A 20,029-nucleotide genomic window follows, 5' to 3' on the forward strand; every position below is an offset into this window, starting at 1 on the left:
TTTGATCCCGTGATCGAAAAAATAAAACAATATTATTTGAAAATTTCTGTTTTTGATTCACCCGTTTTTATTTTTTGTTGTCTATACAAGAAATAAAGAATTTATGGAAGTAGGAGATCGAATTGACGAATGGGTTAATCAATGTGTACGTGGAGTCCTTTCCGAGAAGGATAGGATTGAGTTACTCCGGTGGCTGGAGGCTGCTCCTGAGCATGAAAAACAATTTCGGGAAATGCTGCGAATCGCAATGCGGGTATCTGCTGTTGGTCAATGGAGTGAGTTGGATGATATACAGCAGAGAACATGGGATAAAATTACGCCTTTTATAGAACGTCGAAGGAAAAAGTTGTATATGTGGGGGACTCGGATTGCTTCGGTGATCATTGTGATGGTTGGAGTCGCATTAATATGGCAGAATGGATCGGATCAGGAGATTGGGACAATGCAGGTTTCCAATGTGCTACAAGTTGAATCCGGTTCTCCCAAGGCGATTTTAGTGACAAGTGCGGGAGAAAAGATAGCTTTAAATGATGACAAAACTTATCAAGTGGCAGATATTTCGGGGGTTGAAATCATTCAAGATTCGACGGGGAGTGTCCGATTTGAAGACCGTGGTGTTGCTACGGAAGAGGAAATTTGTCGATATAGTTCAATCGTCGTGCCAGAGAAAGGAGAATATCAAGCTATATTAAGTGATGGTACGAAAGTTTGGATTAATTCAGATTCAAAATTAGAATTTCCGGATCGTTTTTGTGAAAATATTCGGGAGGTGAAGTTGACCGGAGAGGCTTATTTTGAAGTGATTGCTGATACGAAAAGGCCATTTTATGTACAGGTTGGGGAGGCTAAAGTACAAGTGTTGGGAACGGCATTTAACGTATCGGCTTATCGGGAAGATCAACAAGTTGAAGTTGCCTTGTTAAGAGGTAAGGTTGGACTTGATTTACCGGGGAATGAATATGTGTTAGCACCGGGGGAGATCGCAACTTGGAACAAGGGGGATGGACTGGCTACACTCCGAAAGGGGGATGTCGAATCAATTGTAGATTGGAAAACAGGGCGGTTCAATTTTGAGGATATGCCTTTGGATAAATTAACAGTGAAACTGGCTCGTTGGTATGGTGTGCAGTTCATATTTGAGGATGAGACCACGAAAGAGTTTCGTTTTTCGGGGGCGGTAACGAAATATAGAACATTAGATTACGTGTTGGGGATGATTGTGAAAACGACGAAGGTCGCTTTTCAAGAAAAAGATGGAAAAATTTTGGTTCGAAAAATAGAATAGAGTTTGTGTGAGAGCAAACTAAAAAATCCCGCATAGTGGTGACGCACTATACGGGAGGAAGTTTAATTAACTTTTATAATTAACTAACAATGCAAATGTATGAAGAAAAGGAGTAAAAAGTGGCTTTTTGAGAAAAATAATCAGCTGCGAAAACTTTTTAAAATTATGAGGTTAAGTGTAATTTTATTGTTTATCGGGATGCACCTGACTTTTGCAAATGTGGGTGCTCAATCGAAAGTGACAATTGAGCATCAGTTTGTTACTTATCAGGAATTATTTAGTCAGATTCAAAAACAAACGGGCTTGACGGTTGTGTATAGCAACAATGAATTGAATAAAGATAAGAAAATACAAGCCGGATTTGTACAAATGGAGCTGGAAGATGTGCTGGACAAGGTTTTGGCTGGAACTAATTTGGGGTATGAATTTATGGATGAATTTGTGATACTAAAAGTTGTCACGAAAGATGAAAAGAAGAAAACTATACGGGTTTCTGGAAAAGTAGTTGATGAAAAAAACATGGCTTTACCTGGAGTGACGGTAATGGTAAAAGATTTGAAACTGGGAACAACAACAGGTTCTGACGGACGTTATGTGTTGACGATCCCGGAGATAGATAATATATTTTTGGTATTTTCTTTTGTCGGGATGCATACGCAGGAAGTGAAGTATGCCGGGCAGGACTCGATAAACGTGGTTATGAAGGATGACGTGGAGGTTTTGGAGGATGTGGTGGTTACTGGTTATGGGAATATGTCAAAAGGTAATTACACGGGAGCAGCGACCACGATGAAGGCCGAAGATATTATGATGGCAGGAGTTTCTTCGATTGATCAGATGTTGCAAGGTGTGGTTCCGGGTATGCTCGTTCAACAGGGAACCGGAATGGTTGGGGCATCTCCAAAAATTCGGGTTCGCGGGGTGTCTTCCCTGTTGGGAAGTCAGGAACCGGTTTGGGTCGTTGATGGGGTAATTCAAAGAGATCCGCAACCTTTCAATTCGGAAGATAACACGAAGTTCTCGGTTGATGCAGATGATATTTCTCAGTTGGCTGGTAATGCTATTTCTTGGTTGAATCCCAATGATATAGAGTCTATAACCGTGTTGAAAGATGCATCTGCGACAGCGATTTATGGTTCCGAGGCAGCCAATGGTGTGATTGTAATCACGACTAAAAAAGCGAATGTTGGTAAAGTTTCTGTTGCGTATAGCGGGGATTTCTCCATCGGGCAAAGACCTCGTTATGGCTTATATAACCAGATGAACTCCCGGGAAATGATGGAATTTTCTCAGGAAATGTATGAAGACCGGGTAAGTTATCCTTCAAAAGTGCTATCTATCGGGTATGCTGGTTTGATGCAATCTTATTTGAACAAAGAGATTACTAAAAAGGAGTTTGATCAAAGATATGAAAAGATGGCTGGCACGAATACGGATTGGTTCGATTTGCTTTTTCAAAACTCATTTAGCCATAAACATAGTTTGAGTCTTAGTGGGGGATCAGAAAAGATTCAAAACAGGACTTCTCTCGGGTATACAGATGAAACGGGAGAGGCGAATGGAAATAAGGTTACGTTATTGACAGCGACTTCCAACACGACTGTAAACTTGATGAATAATAAGCTCATTGTAAATCTATTATTGAAAGGGACTTGGCGTAAAGTGAAAGGATTTGCCTATGATGTGGATCCCTTTAGTTATGCTTATAACACGAGCCGGGTGATCCCGATGTATAATGAAGACGGCTCTCTGTATTATCATGAGAAATGGGCCGATGAATCAAGTACGGTTATCAATAACAAAACGAGTTATTTGTACAATATTCAAAATGAGTTGGATAATACGGGAAGTGAAAATAACACGAAAACTTGGGGTACTACGTTAGACGTCAAGTGGAATATTCTACCGGGATTGGATTATCAAGGATTAGTTTCTTACTCGTCTTCATCTGCTGATGTGAAAAAGTATGCGACGGAACGTTCTTTTTATATAGCCTCTTTGCGTGGGTATGATTACGGGGCTTATGAAAGTTCTGCACCGGAGTTTGCTTATACTCGTTTGCCTTTTGGCGGTTTACTGGAAACGGGATTGACAGATGTTTCTACGATCACGGTTCGAAATGCTTTGATATATGATCGTATGTTTAAGGAAATCCATAGGTTGACTCTGCAATTGGGTATTGAGACCAATTCCACGAAGACAAGAGGAACAACAGGGAAACGTTATGGGTATTTGAAAGATAGAGGTGAAACCTTTATCAAATTACCTTTGACATATTCTGATTTAGCGTGGGAAGGTGATCTGTTGGATAATGACCTTGCTCAAGGAGAAGCGACGGTGTTGAATAAGATTGATAATAAGCTCAGCGAGTATGTTTCTGCCGTGTACACCTATGATGGGCGTTACGTGTTGAATGCAAGTGCCCGTCTAGATGCTTCCAATCGTTTTGGACAAGATAAGAATAAACGTTTTGCACCGACGTGGTCTGTGGGGGTCAAATGGAGAGTTGCAACCGAGCGTTTTGCGAAGAATTTGTGGTGGTTGAATAATTTGGATTTAATCGCATCTTACGGATCTCAAGGAAATGCCGTTGAGACGGTCTCTCCCTACTTGATAGCAAAAGATGGAGGTGTCAATGAATACTATAATGCTTATTTGCTAAATATAAGCTCGTTACCTTATCCTGATCTTGGGTGGGAAAAAACAAAAACTTATAATTTTGGTGTTGATGCAGCGTTGTTGGATGGACGTTTGAATTTTACGGTGAATTACTTTAAGAAGATCAGTGATGTACTTTCTTCTCGTAATATTCCACGGGAAAACGGTATGGAGAATGCCGTGGTAGATGGTGGAGAAATGACGAATACTGGTTATGATTTCGTGATCAATGTGATCCCCGTGCGTACCAAAGATTTCACTTGGCAATTGTCTCTGAATACAAGTGTGACCAAGAATGAGGTTAATAAAAATCAACGCATCAATACTTTGAATGATTATTTGGAAGGAAGTGCAGTGGTTGATGGAGAGGCTTTTTCAACTTTTTATTCTTTTAAATATGATGGACTAAATGATGAAAATGGGACACCGGAGTTTGCCTATATGGATGTTTTAAATGGAACAAGTCCATTAGACTATTTGGTAAAATCCGGGAAATTTACTCCTGATTTCTCAGGAGGTTTAAACATGATGTTTAAATATAAAAACTGGTCATTATATGCATTGTTTAATGTGCAATGGGGCGGCCATGCCCGTTTGCCCAAGTTGTATGACACAGACAGTAATTATGGAATCCCCACTCCGGAGCAAAATGTATCCCGGGATTTAGCTCGTCGTTGGCGGAAAGCTGGGGATAAAACAAATATACCTTCTATCCCGACTTCTGAGGCATATATCAATCTTCCGGCAACAGCCTCGGTAGCTAGTACCGAAAGGAGACTTTATGATATGTATAATAATTCTGATTTACGTGTGGCAAGTACGGATTTTATCCGGTGTCGGTCATTAGCACTTTCTTATGAATTTAGTCAGAAATGGTTATCCCGTATTGCAGCTCAACGGTTTGTTATTAAGGCGAGTATGACAAATCCATTTATGTGGGTTTCTGATAGTAAATGGGATGGTTTGGATCCGGAAACAGGTGATTGGCCTGCAAGACGAGTTACATCCTTGTCATTGCAAGTAATGTTTTAAGATATAAATTGAAGATCAAATGCAAAATGATAGTATGATGAAGAAATTACAAATCATGATATGTATATTGGGATTACTTGGTTTAAATTCCTGTTCCGACTATTTGAACAAAGAATCGTCGGATGAAGTAATCGTGAAAACGGTCTCGGATTACAGTGAACTGCTTTTAGGGGCTGGTTACCCGGAACCGACGGGTTCTCTCTATAACACCCTGTATTTGTTGGATGACGATTACATGCTCAATGAAAGTTCTTTGGATGACGAAGAAGATTACAGCGGTGCCGTGAGTGCTTTTCCTTTCTATACGTGGCAAGCAAATATGTGGGAACGACAGGAGGTTGATGTATCTACATATGATGAATCTTATTCTCCAACTTATACCCGGTTGATGGGTGTAAATGCTGTTTTGGACGGGATTGACGAGGCTATCGGAGAGGTTGAGGAGCGGGACCAAGTAAAGGCAGAGGCCTTGGCGTTAAGAGGGTATTATTATTTTATGTTGGTGAACCTGTATGGTGAACCATATAATTATAACAAACAAGCTTTAGGTGTTCCTTTGAAATTAACTGCCGATATGGAGACAAACGGGACTGCTCGTAGTACGGTAGAAGAAGTGTACAAACAAATCGTGTCGGACTTGAAGGCCGCATCGGATTTGTTTGAAAAATACCCAAAACGTCGAGGAAGCTATCGTATTAATCTGCCCACGACAAATATTCTTTTGTCTCGGGTTTATTTACACATGGAATTGTGGGATGATGCGATTGCGGCTGCCACGAAAGCCATTGAAAATGGTGGTGTTTTAACCAATTATGTCAATTTGGAGAGTTCCTCTACTTGTATTTCCAGTTACAACTATTCGGAAGTGGAATGGGTGTACGGGAATGGTAATACCCCTACCCGATCTTTATCTGGTATGGTTGTGTCGACAGAGTTGCGTAATAAATTTTTAGAGAATCCTAATGATACCCGTATGAACTTATGGTTTTTGATCAGTGGTACGAATTGGAATATTACCAAAAAGCGTCTTAGCTATCCTTCCGGGACACCTCGGACCCCGACAAATTCCATTCGTATGTCAGAGGCTTATTTGAACCGAGCAGAAGCCTATGCTCAAAAAGGAGAGAGTGGGGCGGCTTGGGATGATTTAAGCCATTTACGAGAGAATCGTTATAAGGAATATAGTGAAATAGCAATAACGGATGCAACCGTGTTATTGGAGGAGATTCGTGAGGAGCGTCGTTTGGAATTATGTTTCGATGAAGTACGTTGGTTTGATTTACGTCGTTATGGAATGCCCTCTATCTCCCATCTTTACAAGGTGAGAAAATCGGCATCTTGGCAAACATACACGTTAAATGAAAAGGATCCGTTATATACATTACCACTTCCTAGCGAAGTAATGAATGAAAATCCGGCTCTTCAACAAAACGAGTCAGCCAAAGAACCGACAAGACAAGGAAGATGATGTGAAATCTAAAATGTAATCGAGATGAAAATGAGAATATATGCAATTCTGTTAGCCATTTTATTTCTAGGTGGCTGTGCGAAAGACACCGAGATTGGAAAAATCATGGTGCCCGGGGCAGATTATACACTTCCTCAGGGAGGTGACGTTACGGCGGATCAACGAATCTTGAAATTATACGAGACTTATGGCAGTTATTTCTTGTATGAATTTTCAGAAAAAGATTTCAATTGGACACAAATTTCGGGTTCTTTAGGTGATGATATATTTCGGTTTGACCCTATAGAGCCGGGTAAAGTGGCTAATTTGCTTGATTTACTTCAACTTACTTGGTTTGATTTCTATGATCAAGAATTTCTAGCCAAAACCATGCCTATACGAATATTTTTGGCTGAAACCGTACAGTTGCAGGTTAGTGAATTTGACTGGGGTACATGGGATTATATATTAAGTTGGAAAGATATATATGCTCGTTACTTGGATAATCAGATAGCTATTAGTAACGTGGATAAAAATATAACCGAGATGTCTGCGGAAGAAAAAAGAGAGTATAAATCTAATTTGCAGAGTGTATTTCTGGAATATCTTGTAACTTCTGCAATTATTGTTGCTCCGGATGAATTTATTGCGATTAGCGACTACTTAAATAATGTAAGTGATACCGAGGAGGCCCGGAATGCTGGATTCGTTTTAAATCCAACGATGGATTATGAATGGAGTGTTGACGGCAATATGACAGAATCGAATGATTTGAATGCTTATCTCGCTTCTCTTGTTTTTCGGACAACTGAAGAGTGGAAGGAAGATCTACAATATCCTTTGGTCAAGCAAAAGTATGATATACTGGTAAATTGGTTGAAAACGGGATATGGCATAGACATCGTTAAAATCGGAAATGCTATTTATGAATAAATTGTTGTATGTAATAAAATTACGTGTATGAAAAGATGGATTGTACTGTTTGCTGCAGTCATGTTTGTAACTTCTTTTACGAACATAATTTCTGCAGCTGATAGAAAAAAAGACAAGAAAAAGGAGATTAAAGAGTCTTCAGCAGTGAAGGAAACGGCTTATGATAAGTTAATGAAAAAATCTGATCGTGAGACAGCGGTAGGAGATTTTATGACTTTACACAAAATAGGGGGTAAGCTTTATGTTGAAATACCTCTGAAATATTGTGGACGAGATTTGTTGATTGCCTCTACTACGGCAGAATCTAGTAATTCAAGATTAGCCACTGTGGGGTATAAAATCAATGATCCGATGCATGTCAAATTTGTCAAAATGGACAGTTCTATGATATTGCAGTCCGTGAATTCTAGGGTTGAAAGTGATGCTGAATTGAAATTGGCATTACAACGAAACTATATGAATTCATTCAATAAAAAGTATGCTATTGAAGCTTATAATAATGATTCTACGTCTGTTGTCATTGACATGACAGAAATGTTTATTGGTGATGAACCTGCTTTAAAGCCTGTAGAAGAGAGATATAGTATTTTGACGGTGAATTCAAATTTAAGACCCAATTTTGCATCGTTGGGGAAGATTAAAGCTTTTGAGGATAATGTTACGATCGAATCCTATATGACTTATGACTACACGTTGTCCTTTTTTGGAACTGAAGTGCAGAAGAATGAAATAACAACGAAAGTGAATAGAACCATTCTTTTATTGCCCGAGGAACAAATGAAACCGCGTATTGCGGATACTCGGGTAGGAATTTTCCTCACCACGAAACAGGATATTACGATGGAAAAAGATGGTATCTATTATTATACGTTGGCTAATCGTTGGCGTCTCGAGCCGAAAGATATGGAAGCTTGGGAGCGTGGAGAGTTGGTGGAACCGGTGAAACCTATCGTGTGGTATATTGATGATGCTTTTCCTGAATCATGGAAAGCTCCTTTGAAACAATCCGTGTTGATTTGGAACAAGGCGTTTGAAAAAATAGGATTCAAAAACGTAATGAAAGCTTTGGACTTCCCCAAGGATGACCCGAATTTTGATCCGGATAATTTAAAGTATTCCTGTATTCGTTATGTACCTATTGCTGTGGAAAATGCTATGGGACCTTCTTGGGTTGATCCTCGTACGGGAGAAATTATTAATGCAACAGTACTTGTTTATAATGATGTAATTAAATTGATTAATAGCTGGCGTTTTATCCAAACCTCACAGATTGATCCAAGAGTACGTGCAAAAAAAATGCCGCAGGAGATTATTGATGAATCTTTGACCTATGTTTTTGCTCACGAGATTGGACATACTTTGGGACTGATGCATAATATGGCTGCATCCAGCGCTATCCCCGTAGATTCTTTGCGTTCTGCAACTTTTACTCAGAAATATGGAACCACTCCTTCTATTATGGACTATGCCCGTTTTAATTATGTTGCTCAACCTGAGGATAAAGGAGTTCGCTTATCTCCTCCTGATATGGGGGTGTATGATGATTACGCTATAAAATGGTTGTACTCTCCGATCCCGGGGAATAAGTCTGTAAAAGAAGAGGCTAAGATATTAGAAAGTTGGGTAGATGAGAAGGCTGGAGATCCTATGTATCGTTACGGAAAACAGCAAGTTTTTTCCCGTTACGATCCGAGTGCTCTTGAGGAAGATCTTGGAGACGATGCATGTAAGGCCGGAGATTATGGGATCAAGAATTTGCAATATATTTTGGGGCATTTTGATGAATGGATAAAAGACGATGAAGCGATGACTCGTCGTGAAGAGCTCTATATTGAGCTTTGTACTCAATACACTCGTTATTTATTAAATGCTTTGGCAAATGTGGGAGGTATTTATTTGACGGAAGTAAAGGATGGAACTCCGGGGGAACGTTGGCAATCTGTGCCCCGAGAGATTCAGCAAAAATCTTTATTGTGGGTGATCAAGCAGATTCGTAATAGTGATTGGTTAGATCAACATGAATTGACCCGTCGACTTCCTTTAGCATTAAGTAAATCTATCATTTTAAAAGGTATTATTGGAAAAAAACTTTTGGAATTGAATAATGGAGTACTCCTTTCTTCACACGTTAGTATGCAACCTTATGCACTAAAAGATTATTATGATGATTTATATACCGGGATTTGGGAACCTACTATTCAAGGTCGTCATTTGACAGACGGAGATAAATTGTTACAGAGAATGTTGGTACAAAATGCTGTAAATTCTGTAGGTAAGATTGTTGGAAATAAGAGTAGTAAGTCTCTTCAAAACCAGATATTGGCTTATGCTCCCTCCGTGGACGAGTTGGCTCTTTATGGTTTGGACCCTATGGGATATGTTGAGGAATTTTTACCTGCACTGCGTGCTTTAGAAGAAGAACGAGGACAAGGGTATGTTGCTTCGTGGTTATCGAAACATAAACAGTTTGGAGATAAGGGAGATTATGGCTGGCAATCAGAAGTTAAAACAGACCAGATAGACGAATCAGGAGCCTATTATGTAGATATGTTGGAGAAAATCGAACGTTTGATAAAAAGTAAAATGACTTCGGTCAATGCTGCGGACCGGGTGCATTATCGCTCTATTTTATTAATAATTGATTCTTTGAAAAAATGATAATATAGAATGAAAAAGGACTGATTCCATCATGGAATCAGCCCTTTTGGGTTACCTGTCTTTATTTAATTTCAATGGTTCTCTCTGCTTTTTTAATCTCTTCCAGAGATAGTTTCGGCAAGTCGATGGTTAGAACTCCGTGTTCAACCCCGGCAGCGATTTTCTCTTTATCCACGTCATCTGGTAAGATCATGGTTTGTTGGAATTTCGAGTATGAGAACTCCCGGCGTAAGTAGCGATGTTCTTTTTGCTCCTCTTTACTCTCGCTCTTTTTCTCCATGGAGATCACTAGATTGTTATCCTCGTCTATGCGAACGTTGAAATCTTCTTTTGTCATACCCGGAGCTGCAACTTCAACTTTATAATCTTTTTCGGATTCGATCACGTTAATCGCGGGTGCGGTTGCGTTTGCTCTTGTCATCCACTCGTTATCAAAGAAATCATTAAAGATACTTGGTAACCAATTTTGAGTTCTTCTTACAGGCATCATAATTTTAGTCTCCTATCTTTAAATTCAACATTATCATTTAATTGGATTCAAGTTCTTTGTGAACCTGCATTCGATTATAGTTAATGCAAAGCACGTGCCAATGGATTTTGAGGACTTTTTGTCACTGATATTATGTCAAATTTTCAGTGTTTCTGTCAATTAATGACGAGAAAAAAGCAAGATTAAATATTCAAATTTCTAATAATAATTGTAGCTTTATACCTTATTTTAGCAAGAGGATAGAGTAACTTAATGACAAATAAACATCGTATGAAGAAAAACTACAATTGGGCTAAGGCAACGCTTGTTATGGGTTGTATGCTTGGTTTGGGGTGGCTGGCTACCCCGGTAATGGCACGGGATATGGATGTGCGGTTAATGGATGAAGATACGACAATAATGGTAGTTGCCGAAGTTCAGCCGGAATTTAACGGGAATTTGAATCAATGGATCGGGGAAAACGTGCAATATCCGGAAGAGGCGTATGCCAACCAAATTGATGGACGGGTGTTCGTGACTTTTGTGATAGAGAAAGATGGAGCTGTGTCTCACGTACGAGTAGTTCGTTCTGCCCACCCGCTTTTGGATGCAGAAGCACTTCGGGTAATCTCCGGAATGCCGAAATGGAAACCGGCTATGTCGGGAGGAAAGGCTGTGCGTTTTGAGAAGACGTTACCGATCACGTTTAAATATACGCCACAAGAGACCGAATTGACTTTTGAGCAATATTTGAAGAACCTAGAGGAAGAACAGGAAATGCTAAAGAAAGGGGAAAAAATGAGTTTGGAAGATATGGCTCGCCGGGTGAATGCTTTCAAGGAACAATTAGGTGATGATGCAACATTGCGTAAATTATTGCTGGAGAAAAGTCAGACGATTAAGGGTGAAATCGATAGTACCGTGAAGGCTCAAACGAAAGTGTTGAAGCTGAAAAAGAATGACGTGAAGGAGTTGACAAAAATCTACGAGGACGAGATTAACACGAAGATTCAACTGATTGAAAGTTTGGGAACAGATCAGTTCATCAGCCATTTCGTTGAATCCGAGCTTGAGATGAGAAAGATCGAGATGGACAAGATGCTAAAGATTAAAGACCTTTTGAAAGATCGGTTCAAATTGTATTTTGAGAATTATATTTTGCAACAATAGCATTTTATTGTAATGAAAAGATGCCGGGATAAACAAGTCCGGCATTTTTTATTAGAAGTATTTATGTTCTGGTTGATTATAAGGTAAATTTCAGTTGAAATCACATTATAATGAGAGAGAATTAATATATTTGTACAAAGTATTACTATGTATTCTTCAGATCAGGATATTTTAGCTTTCATGCGAAAGGATAAGACTATCGGTATTCAACATTTGTTTGACCGGTACTATCGACCTTTAGTGCTATTTGCTGATGAATTTTTGAAGGATAGCCCTACAGCAGAGGATTTGGTGCAGGATTTTTTTGTAAAACTGTGGGAGGATAATTATTTGTTAAAGGTGTCTGAAGGAGCTCTCGGTTCTTATCTTTATTCTGCGGTAAGAAATCGGGCGATTTCTTCTCTTCAGAAAAAAGATGTATTACGCAATCGTCAAGAATTAGGAAAGATAGATATCCCAGTGGAACAGGTGGAAGACATTAACGAAGAACGGATGGATGTCGTGATGAGGGAGGTTGAACGATTGCCGGAAAGAACCCGTCAAGTGGTAGAATGTGTCATGTTACGTGGTTTAAAATATAAAGAAACCGCAGAAGAGCTGGATATATCAATAAATACGGTAAAATTTGCTTTAAAAGAGGGAACAAAACGTTTACGAGAGAGGCTGGTCTCTATTAGTTTGGAGATTCTTTTTTATTTTCTCCGGAGATTTCCTAATAATTAATATTGCCTTTTCTGAAAAAAGTTCAAATTTACCCTACCCTTTTTTCTCTTTTTTTGGTCTTACTGGTAAAAGAAATTGATTATGCAATTACCAGAAGAGATACATGAACTTATTGTCGCCGAGTTGACGAAGGAACTTGACCGGGAAGGACGAGAGAAATTGGAGGTTTGGTTTAAGAAAGAAGAAAGCAACCGGGAGGTGTACAAGGAATTGTGTACCTTATGGTATAGTGGTAAATGGGGCTTGTCTCGAATGGGGATAAAAAAGTGGGAAGCGTGGGAACAGGTGGTAAAGAAACGAAGGGTTCGAAGAAAGACACGTGTGATGGTGTTGGGTGCATCGGTGGCAGCCTCGATCGTGCTGATTGTAGGAATGTTTGGTTTGTTTCATCTTAAAGATGAACGGTTACCCGTGGCATTGCTGTCCGAGTGGAAACCTAGAGATGTGACTTTGATTCTTTCTAATGGGGAATTGCGAAGTTTGAAAACGCTTGCATCTGATACAATAGAAGAGAAAGGAGTGGTAATTCGTTCGGATTCTGCTTATCTGGAGTATCGGAATACGATGGAGGAGCAAGTGGCAGAAGGAATTGTTTATAACGAGTTAATTGTGCCGAAAGGGGGAGAATATCGTTTACGGCTGGCGGATGGAAGTTTGGTAATCGTGAATTCCGAATCAAAATTGCGTTACCCCGTAAGCTTTAATGGTGATAATCGAGAAGTATTTTTGTCCGGGGAGGCTTGTTTCGAGGTTACAAGGGATTCGTTAAAGCCTTTTGTCGTGCGAGCGGAACAGGCGGCAGTGCAGGTGTTAGGGACGTTGTTTAACGTGTCGGCATATGCGGATGAGGATAATATGGAAGTTACTCTCGTGAAAGGGTGTGTACAGGTGGTTATGGGCGAAGAGAGGGAATTGTTGAGACCTAATGAACAGTGGCTGCTTGATTATCAAACTCGGCAACAGATTATTCGGGATGTTGATGCTAGGAGTTATATTGCCTGGACGAGCGGGTTGTTCCGTTTCGACGCGATGCCTCTTGAACAATTGATGTTAAAATTGAGTCGTTGGTTTGACATCCGTTACGAATTTGGAGATGATTCGTTGAAAGAGGTACGTTATTCCGGAGGTTTCCGGAAATATGATAACGTGTCGGACATTCTGGGAATGATTGGAGAAATTACAAATGTATCTTTTACGATAGTGAATGGAGTGATAAGAATAGATAAAAAATCGGATAGTGCTACCAACACTACCCGATGATTTTCATTCCCTTAGGGGAATAACTAAAAACTTTAATAACACAAATGTATGAAAAAAAATCGAGAGCACAAACCTGTGCTGCACAAGGACAGGTGGTGGAAAATTTGTACAATTATGAAATTGACATTATTGATGAGTGTTTTCCTCGTGTTTACAGCTTTGGGGAACGGGTATTCCCAAGAAAAAGTCAGTATGCAGCTGGGGAGTACGACAATTAAAAAGGCTTTGACCGAATTCCAGCGATTGACAAACAAGATCGTGATTTATAGTGATGACGATTTTGTGGTTCATCGGAAGGTGAAAGCTGATTTTGACGAAGTGGAATTGGAGGATTTTCTAAAATCTATTTTGAGAGGAAGTGACATGACTTACCGGATGATGGATGATTACATCCTGATTCTTCCAGCGCGGAAGAATCCTATGGATAGTGTGAGGACAAAATCCGTTAGACTAAAAGGTTGGGTTTATGATGTGAAGAAACAACCCATGCCAGGGGTGACGGTGAAAGTGGCGGGCATTTCCATGGGAACTGCGACGAACGAGAAAGGATGGTTCGCCCTGGAATTACCCTTGCAGAGAGGTTCGTTGGAGTTTTCTTTTATTGGTTACAAGAAGGAAACTATCACGTTCACTGAAAAAATAGCAAGAGATACGTTACGGGTTACTTTAACGGAAGATGTCCAGACGTTGGATGAAACGGTTGTCGTTGCTTATGGAACCACGACCCGACGTGAAACAACAGGTGCTATATCCGTGGTGAAGGCCGAGGAATTACGGGGGATTCCTTCTCCGAGTATTGCTAATTTACTCCAAGGGCGTGTCGCGGGAATGGATGTCACGAATATGTCCGGGGCTCCCGGTGGTGGCGGAACGGCAATCACGATCAGGGGCTATAATTCTTTGGACGTGGAACAGGGACGACGTTTTTCTAATCCTTTGTGGGTGGTTGACGGGGTGCCTCTGAATACTTTTACTTCGCCGGTCACGGGGACAAATATGCTGGCGGAAATCAATCCGGACATGATAGAGTCTGTCCAGATATTGAAAGATGCCTCGTCTGCCGCTATTTATGGTTCTCGGGCGGCGAATGGAGTAATTTTGATCACGACAAAGAAGGGACGGAAGAATCAGAATGCCACGTTCTCGGCTAATATTTCACAGTCTTGGAATATCTTGCCCGAACTGCCGACTGTGACGACGGGGCGGGGAGAGCGAGATTTCCGGTTGAAAGCGTTGAAAAAACATTATGCGGCATATCTGGATATGGAAACTCTCCGGTATAAATATCCAACCTCGTTGGAGGAGAGTTATTTGCATGATAAAAGTAGCCTTGATTATTTTTTCACGGGTACTCCTTCTACCGCCGATGGGTTGACTTTGCAGGATAGTTTGAATTCCTTTTACAATAATTCCACGAATTATTTTCCGATGTATTTTGTGAAAGCAAAGATAACGAACGTAAATATCCAGACTTATGGAGGGTCGGATCGGATGAATTACGGGATTGGATTAGGTTACTACGATGAATCGGGGATATTGAAGGGGACTGGGTTTACCCGAATCGATTTAAATTCAACCATGAATGTAACCCCGGTGCAGCGGCTGAACGTGGATTTGCGGTTGAATGCATCTTTGACAAATAGGAAACGAGGACAGCCATCGGAGTATTTTAATAGTAGCGAAAGTATAGAAACCGTGCCGGGTGATCCCTATAAACTTTCCACGTTATACCCGGGGAAAGGGTCCGAGGTGTGGGATAATGTTCTTGAACAATTGAGGGGGACGAAAGAGAAGAATCGTTCCGTGCGTTTACGGGCAAATTTTAAACTAGGGTACGATATTATTGATGGCTTAAACATTTCGACTTCTCTCGCGGCGGATTATTCCGTGCATCGACGGAATTATTTTAGTCCCTCTTACCTGAATTCTAACGGGTATTCGAGTTCCGTGGGTGAAACGGCTATCAACTTGATGGTGTTGAACGAGAATTTACTTTCTTACCAGAAGACGATCAAGGAGTATCATAATATCAGTTTTGTTGCCGGATTCTCTTACCAGTATGATCAGATGGAGTACAATGGGGGAAGTGCTGAGAATTCTCCCAGTGATAAGATTTATTACGCGCCTCAAGGTATGCCGGATGTTGGAGAAGAGGAATACTGGGGAACGAAAAGGGCTATCGCTTTTCAACATTATCAATCGGATATGCAGGAAAAGGTGTTGCTTTCGTATTTCGCCCGTTTGGAGTATAATTACATGAAAAAGTATTTACTTTCCGCGAGTTTTCGTCGGGACGGTAGTTCCGTGTTCGGGAAGAATAACAAATGGGGTACTTTCCCTTCTATCGCGGCTGGTTGGACCTTTACGGAAGAATCGTTTATGCAGCCCTACGCATCATGGTTTAATTTCGGTAAATTCCGGGCGAGTTGGGGAAAGTCAGGGATGCACTTTGATCAGGCTTATTTGGCCTTAGGGCTTATGAATGTGGGAGATATTGTGTATCAGGGAAACGGTATTTTGATCCCTAATTATTATGACGGTTTGTATAATGAAGATCTGTCTTGGGAAGAAACGGATCAATACGATTTTGGTTTGGATCTGGATTTTTTGAATTATCGGTTAGGAGTCACGTTTGATTATTACTACCGGTACACGGATAAAATGTTGATGCGGGTTCCGTTACCGGGGGATTATAATGGATATATGACACAGTGGAGAAATGCGGCTGCCGTGTCGAATGAAGGCGTGGAATTATTGATAAAATACGAGATATTCAGGAAACCGGATTTGTATTGGAAAGTTTCGGTAAACGGGGCTCGAAATTGGAATCGTTTTGAAAAATCCTATGATGGTAGAGATGTCATGGATTCCCAGACGAATTGGATTATTGGCAAATCGCTGAATGGGATTTACGCTCGTAAAACGAATGGTTTTGTTCATCATCAGGATGAACTGCCGGTATATTATAACGCTGCCGGGATTAGTTCTTATCTGGCGCAATGGTCTCGGAACTTTTATAAACCGGGAGACTACAAGTTCGTGGATGTGAATAGTGACGGGCAAATTATGAATGATGTGGCTTATTGTGGGAGTGCCTTGCCAATCGTGAGTGGTGGTATCGTGAGTGAATTCCGATGGAAGAATATAGATTTAAATTTATCCATGAGTTACCAGTTGGGACGGCACATGATTAATCTGACGCGGGCTAATTCTTTCGCAACGGATGCTAGTAATAATTTGGAACATCCCCTGCTTGTTGATATTCGTGGAATCACGTTTTGGGAAAAGCCGGGAGATTATGCCGATTACCCGATGTTGCAATTTGACACGATGGTCGGAAATTTTGACGGCGAAGTGGATCGTAATGTGGAGAAAGTAAATTGGTTGAAATTGAAAACTTTGACTGTCGGTTATTGTCTGCCGGAGAAGTGGATAAAGAAGAGTGGCATGCAGGAAGTTCGTTTCTTCGTTAGTGGAGAAAATTTATTGACTTTCACGAATTATTCGGGAATTGACCCGGAAATCGTGAATATTAATACGGGTATTGATCAGGGAAGAAATTATCCCCTGGCTAGAAAGTACACTTTAGGTTTAACCGTAAAATTCTGACATGATGAAGTATAGAATTATATATTTCTTGATTATACTTTGGAGTATAACAGGATGCGAGGATTTGCTGGATGTGAATCCTAAAAACTCTCTGACTTTTAAGAATGCCTTGGAAACGGAGAAGGATTTGACGGCGGCGTTAGATGGTGTTGGGCGTTACGTGAGGAATATGGCTAATTTAAATTATCGGGATCAAATAGACAAAGGTTGTTACGCGGATGTTGTGCTTGAAGATCTGCCGTCTCGAAGGCTTTCTCCCGAAATGATAGACTGGGGATATTGGGAGCAATATTATTCTATTATTGCCCAAGCAAATATCGTGTTGCATTTTGCCGCCCAGATAGAAATGAAAGATGATCGAAAGGCTATTTATACGGGGCAGGCATCTTTTTACAAAGCATTGGCATATTTTGACTTGATTCGTAAGTTTGGGGATTGCATGCTGATTAAGGATGAGGTGGAACTGGAGCCTAAGGCAAAAACTCCTTGGACGGAAGTGGCTGACTATGCTATCGGGTTGGCCCGGGAAGCGGCGGCAAGTTTGCCCGAGTTTTACCAGATGACGGATTATAGCGGGAAGGCTCCTCGTTATAAATCCACGCCTTGCCGGGGTGCCGCGTATGCCTTGCTGGCACATCTTTGTGCATGGAAGGCCGGGGGGAAGTATTTCGCGGCAGATCGTGATTATGATGAAGAGGCTTTGTGGCGGGAAGCGAAGGAGGCTTGTGATAGCATTATCCTTTCCGGGACATACGTTTTGGCCGGAACCCCGGAAGAAGTTTGTTCTGTTGTGTTGTCCGGGGATAGTCAGGAAAGCATATACGAGACCGTGTATAAAAACTTATTGCATGAATTGGGTGATGAAATGAATCAGACGAATATGATGTGTTTGGGGCGATTTTACCAAAGTTTTCCCGTGATGCCGAATAGTGTGCCATCGGATATAAAATCTACTTATTTTAACGTGTATTCTTCTAAGATGAAAGAAATGTTTCCCGGTGAGGATCAGAGGTTACAGGCTTATTTTTACAAGTTTGATACTTATGCAGACCCGGATAGTGTGTCGGTAACTGGGGGATATGCCTTCCCTTATAAGTGGAGAGAGGCATACGTGAGTACGGAACAGGGAAGTGCCGGAAGATTTATTAATTTCAACGTGAATCGGGTTTGGTGGCGTTTGGCGGATATTTACTTGTTGCGTGCCGAGTGTAAGGCTCGTTTAGGCGATGTCACGGCTGTTGATGATTTGAACGCAGTACGTGACAGGGCTCGGGCAAAACGTTACGAGAGTTCGGAATACGATGGTGATTTGCGATACGCGATTTATAAGGAGCGGGAACGGGAGTTGTTGTTTGAGGGGCAGCGTTATTACGATATTATTCGGAACGGGTATGTCAGGAGAGAATTGGATGGAGGGTATAAAACAGCCTCGGATCAAGATTTTATTGACGGAGCTCTTTTTTTGACTCTTGACGAGAGGGCATTTGTTCGAAATCCGTTAATGCGGCAGAATAAGTATTGGTTGAAATTTATGTAATTTTCAAAGGAAAGAGTAATATGAAAAAAATAGCGATTATTATATTCGTGTTGGCAGGATTTGCGGCTTGCGACACGCGACAGGATGTTATCGATACCGGGATTTCTTCTCCTTATTTCGAGGGAAATATGATGGAATATCTCCGTTCCGATGCTTATAATTGGGAATTGACCGTACAGATGATCGAGCGTGCGGGATTGACCGACCTGTTCGAGGGGCGGGTGGATTCTTTGTCGGAGATCACTTTTTTTGCTCCCAAGAGTTATTCCGTTCTCCGTTTCTTGTTGGATTCCCGTCATAAGGATCAATCAGAAGGTATCTTTGTCACGGTGAATGATATTCCGGTGGAAAGATGTCGGGAAATCATCTTGAAATACGTGGTGAAAGGTAAACATCTGAAAGAGACAATCGGGTTTCGTAATATGGATTATGTAATCAGTGATCCTAAACAAAATGGCGGAACTGATTTCAAATGTTTGGGAGGTAATGTCGTGCGTGCTTATCTGGAGAAAACCCCTTACGGGGGAGTTCCGGATGCGGGGGCTGTTATCATGATGTTGCATTCTTTGAGGGAAGGGAAAGTACCTATGGCGACACCGGACATTCAACCAACCAATGGCGTGGTACATGCCTTGAATTATGGACATGAATTAGGTAAAATTTAGTGTTTCACTTTAGTATTGAAAATGATGAAGAAAATAATGATAATGATAATCGTGGCGTTAGGTTTTATGGGAACCGGGTGCCAGGATATTACGGTCGGTTATTTATTGACGGAGGATGCCAGCTATGAAATAGATTCTTTGGTTATTAAAAGTGTATTGGATACTCGTCCCCCGGTTGAAATTCCTAACCCGGAATTTCAAAGATACTTGGATTATGGTTGGGATGCCGAATCGATTATTAGTATTTTGGGTGTCTTCCCGACGATCAAAGAAGGGGGGGGAGCTGATTATGATCGGGATTTTTATGGAATTCCTTGGACTTCAACCCCAATAGAGGGAGTACAGGGAACAGAGCCAATTTTTGCGTCAATTAAGACTGTCACATCTGATGTGGGAGATGTTGGTAAGATTTTGGAGTTCTTGACTGTTCGGGGTGATGGGACATTGAGTATTCCTACCCGTCATGAGATACCGGTAGGACGGTATAAAATCTCGTTGACATTTGCGAATGAAGGGTATTCCAAGGATGTAGATGATTGTTTTACGATTATCGTGAAATAATATTGTAGTGTGTTTCTGATGA

The 20,029-nt window shown here is 40.9% G+C and carries 13 protein-coding genes; 12 read left to right on the forward strand and 1 reads right to left on the reverse strand.

The window, feature by feature from the left end:
• The first annotated feature begins 103 nt into the window (after positions 1-103).
• From AB5542_RS05820 to AB5542_RS05840, 5 genes are all read left to right on the forward strand, one after another.
• Positions 104-1,285 (forward strand): FecR family protein, encoded by a 1,182-nt coding sequence (locus AB5542_RS05820; protein ID WP_279040748.1) that lies wholly within the window; start codon positions 104-106, stop codon positions 1,283-1,285.
• Positions 1,286-1,450: 165 nt separating this feature from the next.
• Positions 1,451-4,975 (forward strand): SusC/RagA family TonB-linked outer membrane protein, encoded by a 3,525-nt coding sequence (locus AB5542_RS05825; protein WP_279040750.1) that lies wholly within the window; start codon positions 1,451-1,453, stop codon positions 4,973-4,975.
• A gap of 37 nt (positions 4,976-5,012) precedes the next feature.
• A complete protein-coding gene (locus AB5542_RS05830) occupies positions 5,013-6,443 on the forward strand; it encodes a RagB/SusD family nutrient uptake outer membrane protein (protein ID WP_279040751.1) in 1,431 nt (476 codons plus the stop codon).
• A 24-nt stretch (positions 6,444-6,467) separates the two neighbouring features.
• A complete protein-coding gene (locus AB5542_RS05835) occupies positions 6,468-7,355 on the forward strand; it encodes a hypothetical protein (protein ID WP_279040753.1) in 888 nt (295 codons plus the stop codon).
• Positions 7,356-7,382: 27 nt separating this feature from the next.
• Positions 7,383-10,013: a zinc-dependent metalloprotease gene (locus AB5542_RS05840; RefSeq protein WP_270581912.1), complete on the forward strand. Its 2,631-nt coding sequence runs from the start codon at positions 7,383-7,385 to the stop codon at positions 10,011-10,013.
• A 61-nt stretch (positions 10,014-10,074) separates the two neighbouring features.
• Here the strand turns inward: AB5542_RS05840 and AB5542_RS05845 are convergent, their stop codons facing one another.
• The gene (locus AB5542_RS05845) at positions 10,075-10,503 is read right to left on the reverse strand and encodes an Hsp20/alpha crystallin family protein (RefSeq protein ID WP_118303188.1); all 429 of its coding nucleotides are present in this window, start codon (positions 10,501-10,503) and stop codon (positions 10,075-10,077) included.
• A gap of 270 nt (positions 10,504-10,773) precedes the next feature.
• On the opposite strand from AB5542_RS05845, the gene AB5542_RS05850 reads away from it, so the two are divergent.
• The 7 genes from AB5542_RS05850 to AB5542_RS05880 all read left to right on the forward strand — a co-directional run bounded on the left by AB5542_RS05850 (position 10,774) and on the right by AB5542_RS05880 (position 20,007).
• On the forward strand, positions 10,774-11,652 hold the full coding sequence (locus AB5542_RS05850) for an energy transducer TonB (RefSeq protein ID WP_279040755.1): 879 nt from the start codon (positions 10,774-10,776) through the stop codon (positions 11,650-11,652).
• Between the two features lie 147 nt (positions 11,653-11,799).
• A complete protein-coding gene (locus AB5542_RS05855; RefSeq protein ID WP_288215267.1) occupies positions 11,800-12,375 on the forward strand; it encodes an RNA polymerase sigma factor in 576 nt (191 codons plus the stop codon).
• Between the two features lie 81 nt (positions 12,376-12,456).
• On the forward strand, positions 12,457-13,635 hold the full coding sequence (locus AB5542_RS05860; protein WP_279038443.1) for a FecR family protein: 1,179 nt from the start codon (positions 12,457-12,459) through the stop codon (positions 13,633-13,635).
• 114 nt (positions 13,636-13,749) lie between these two features.
• A complete protein-coding gene (locus tag AB5542_RS05865) occupies positions 13,750-17,244 on the forward strand; it encodes a SusC/RagA family TonB-linked outer membrane protein (RefSeq protein WP_279038442.1) in 3,495 nt (1,164 codons plus the stop codon).
• A gap of 4 nt (positions 17,245-17,248) precedes the next feature.
• Positions 17,249-18,781 (forward strand): RagB/SusD family nutrient uptake outer membrane protein, encoded by a 1,533-nt coding sequence (locus AB5542_RS05870; protein WP_279038441.1) that lies wholly within the window; start codon positions 17,249-17,251, stop codon positions 18,779-18,781.
• A gap of 20 nt (positions 18,782-18,801) precedes the next feature.
• Positions 18,802-19,446, forward strand: a complete 645-nt coding sequence (locus tag AB5542_RS05875; protein ID WP_279038440.1) for a hypothetical protein — start codon at positions 18,802-18,804, stop codon at positions 19,444-19,446.
• Between the two features lie 36 nt (positions 19,447-19,482).
• Complete coding sequence (locus AB5542_RS05880; RefSeq protein ID WP_340278256.1) at positions 19,483-20,007, forward strand: hypothetical protein; 525 nt, start codon at positions 19,483-19,485, stop codon at positions 20,005-20,007.
• Positions 20,008-20,029 lie beyond the last annotated feature (22 nt).

The sequence above is a fragment of the Butyricimonas sp. RTP31003st1_G1_RTP31003_210430 genome (assembly GCF_040920905.1).
Classification (GTDB): Bacteria; Bacteroidota; Bacteroidia; order Bacteroidales; family Marinifilaceae; genus Butyricimonas; species Butyricimonas paravirosa.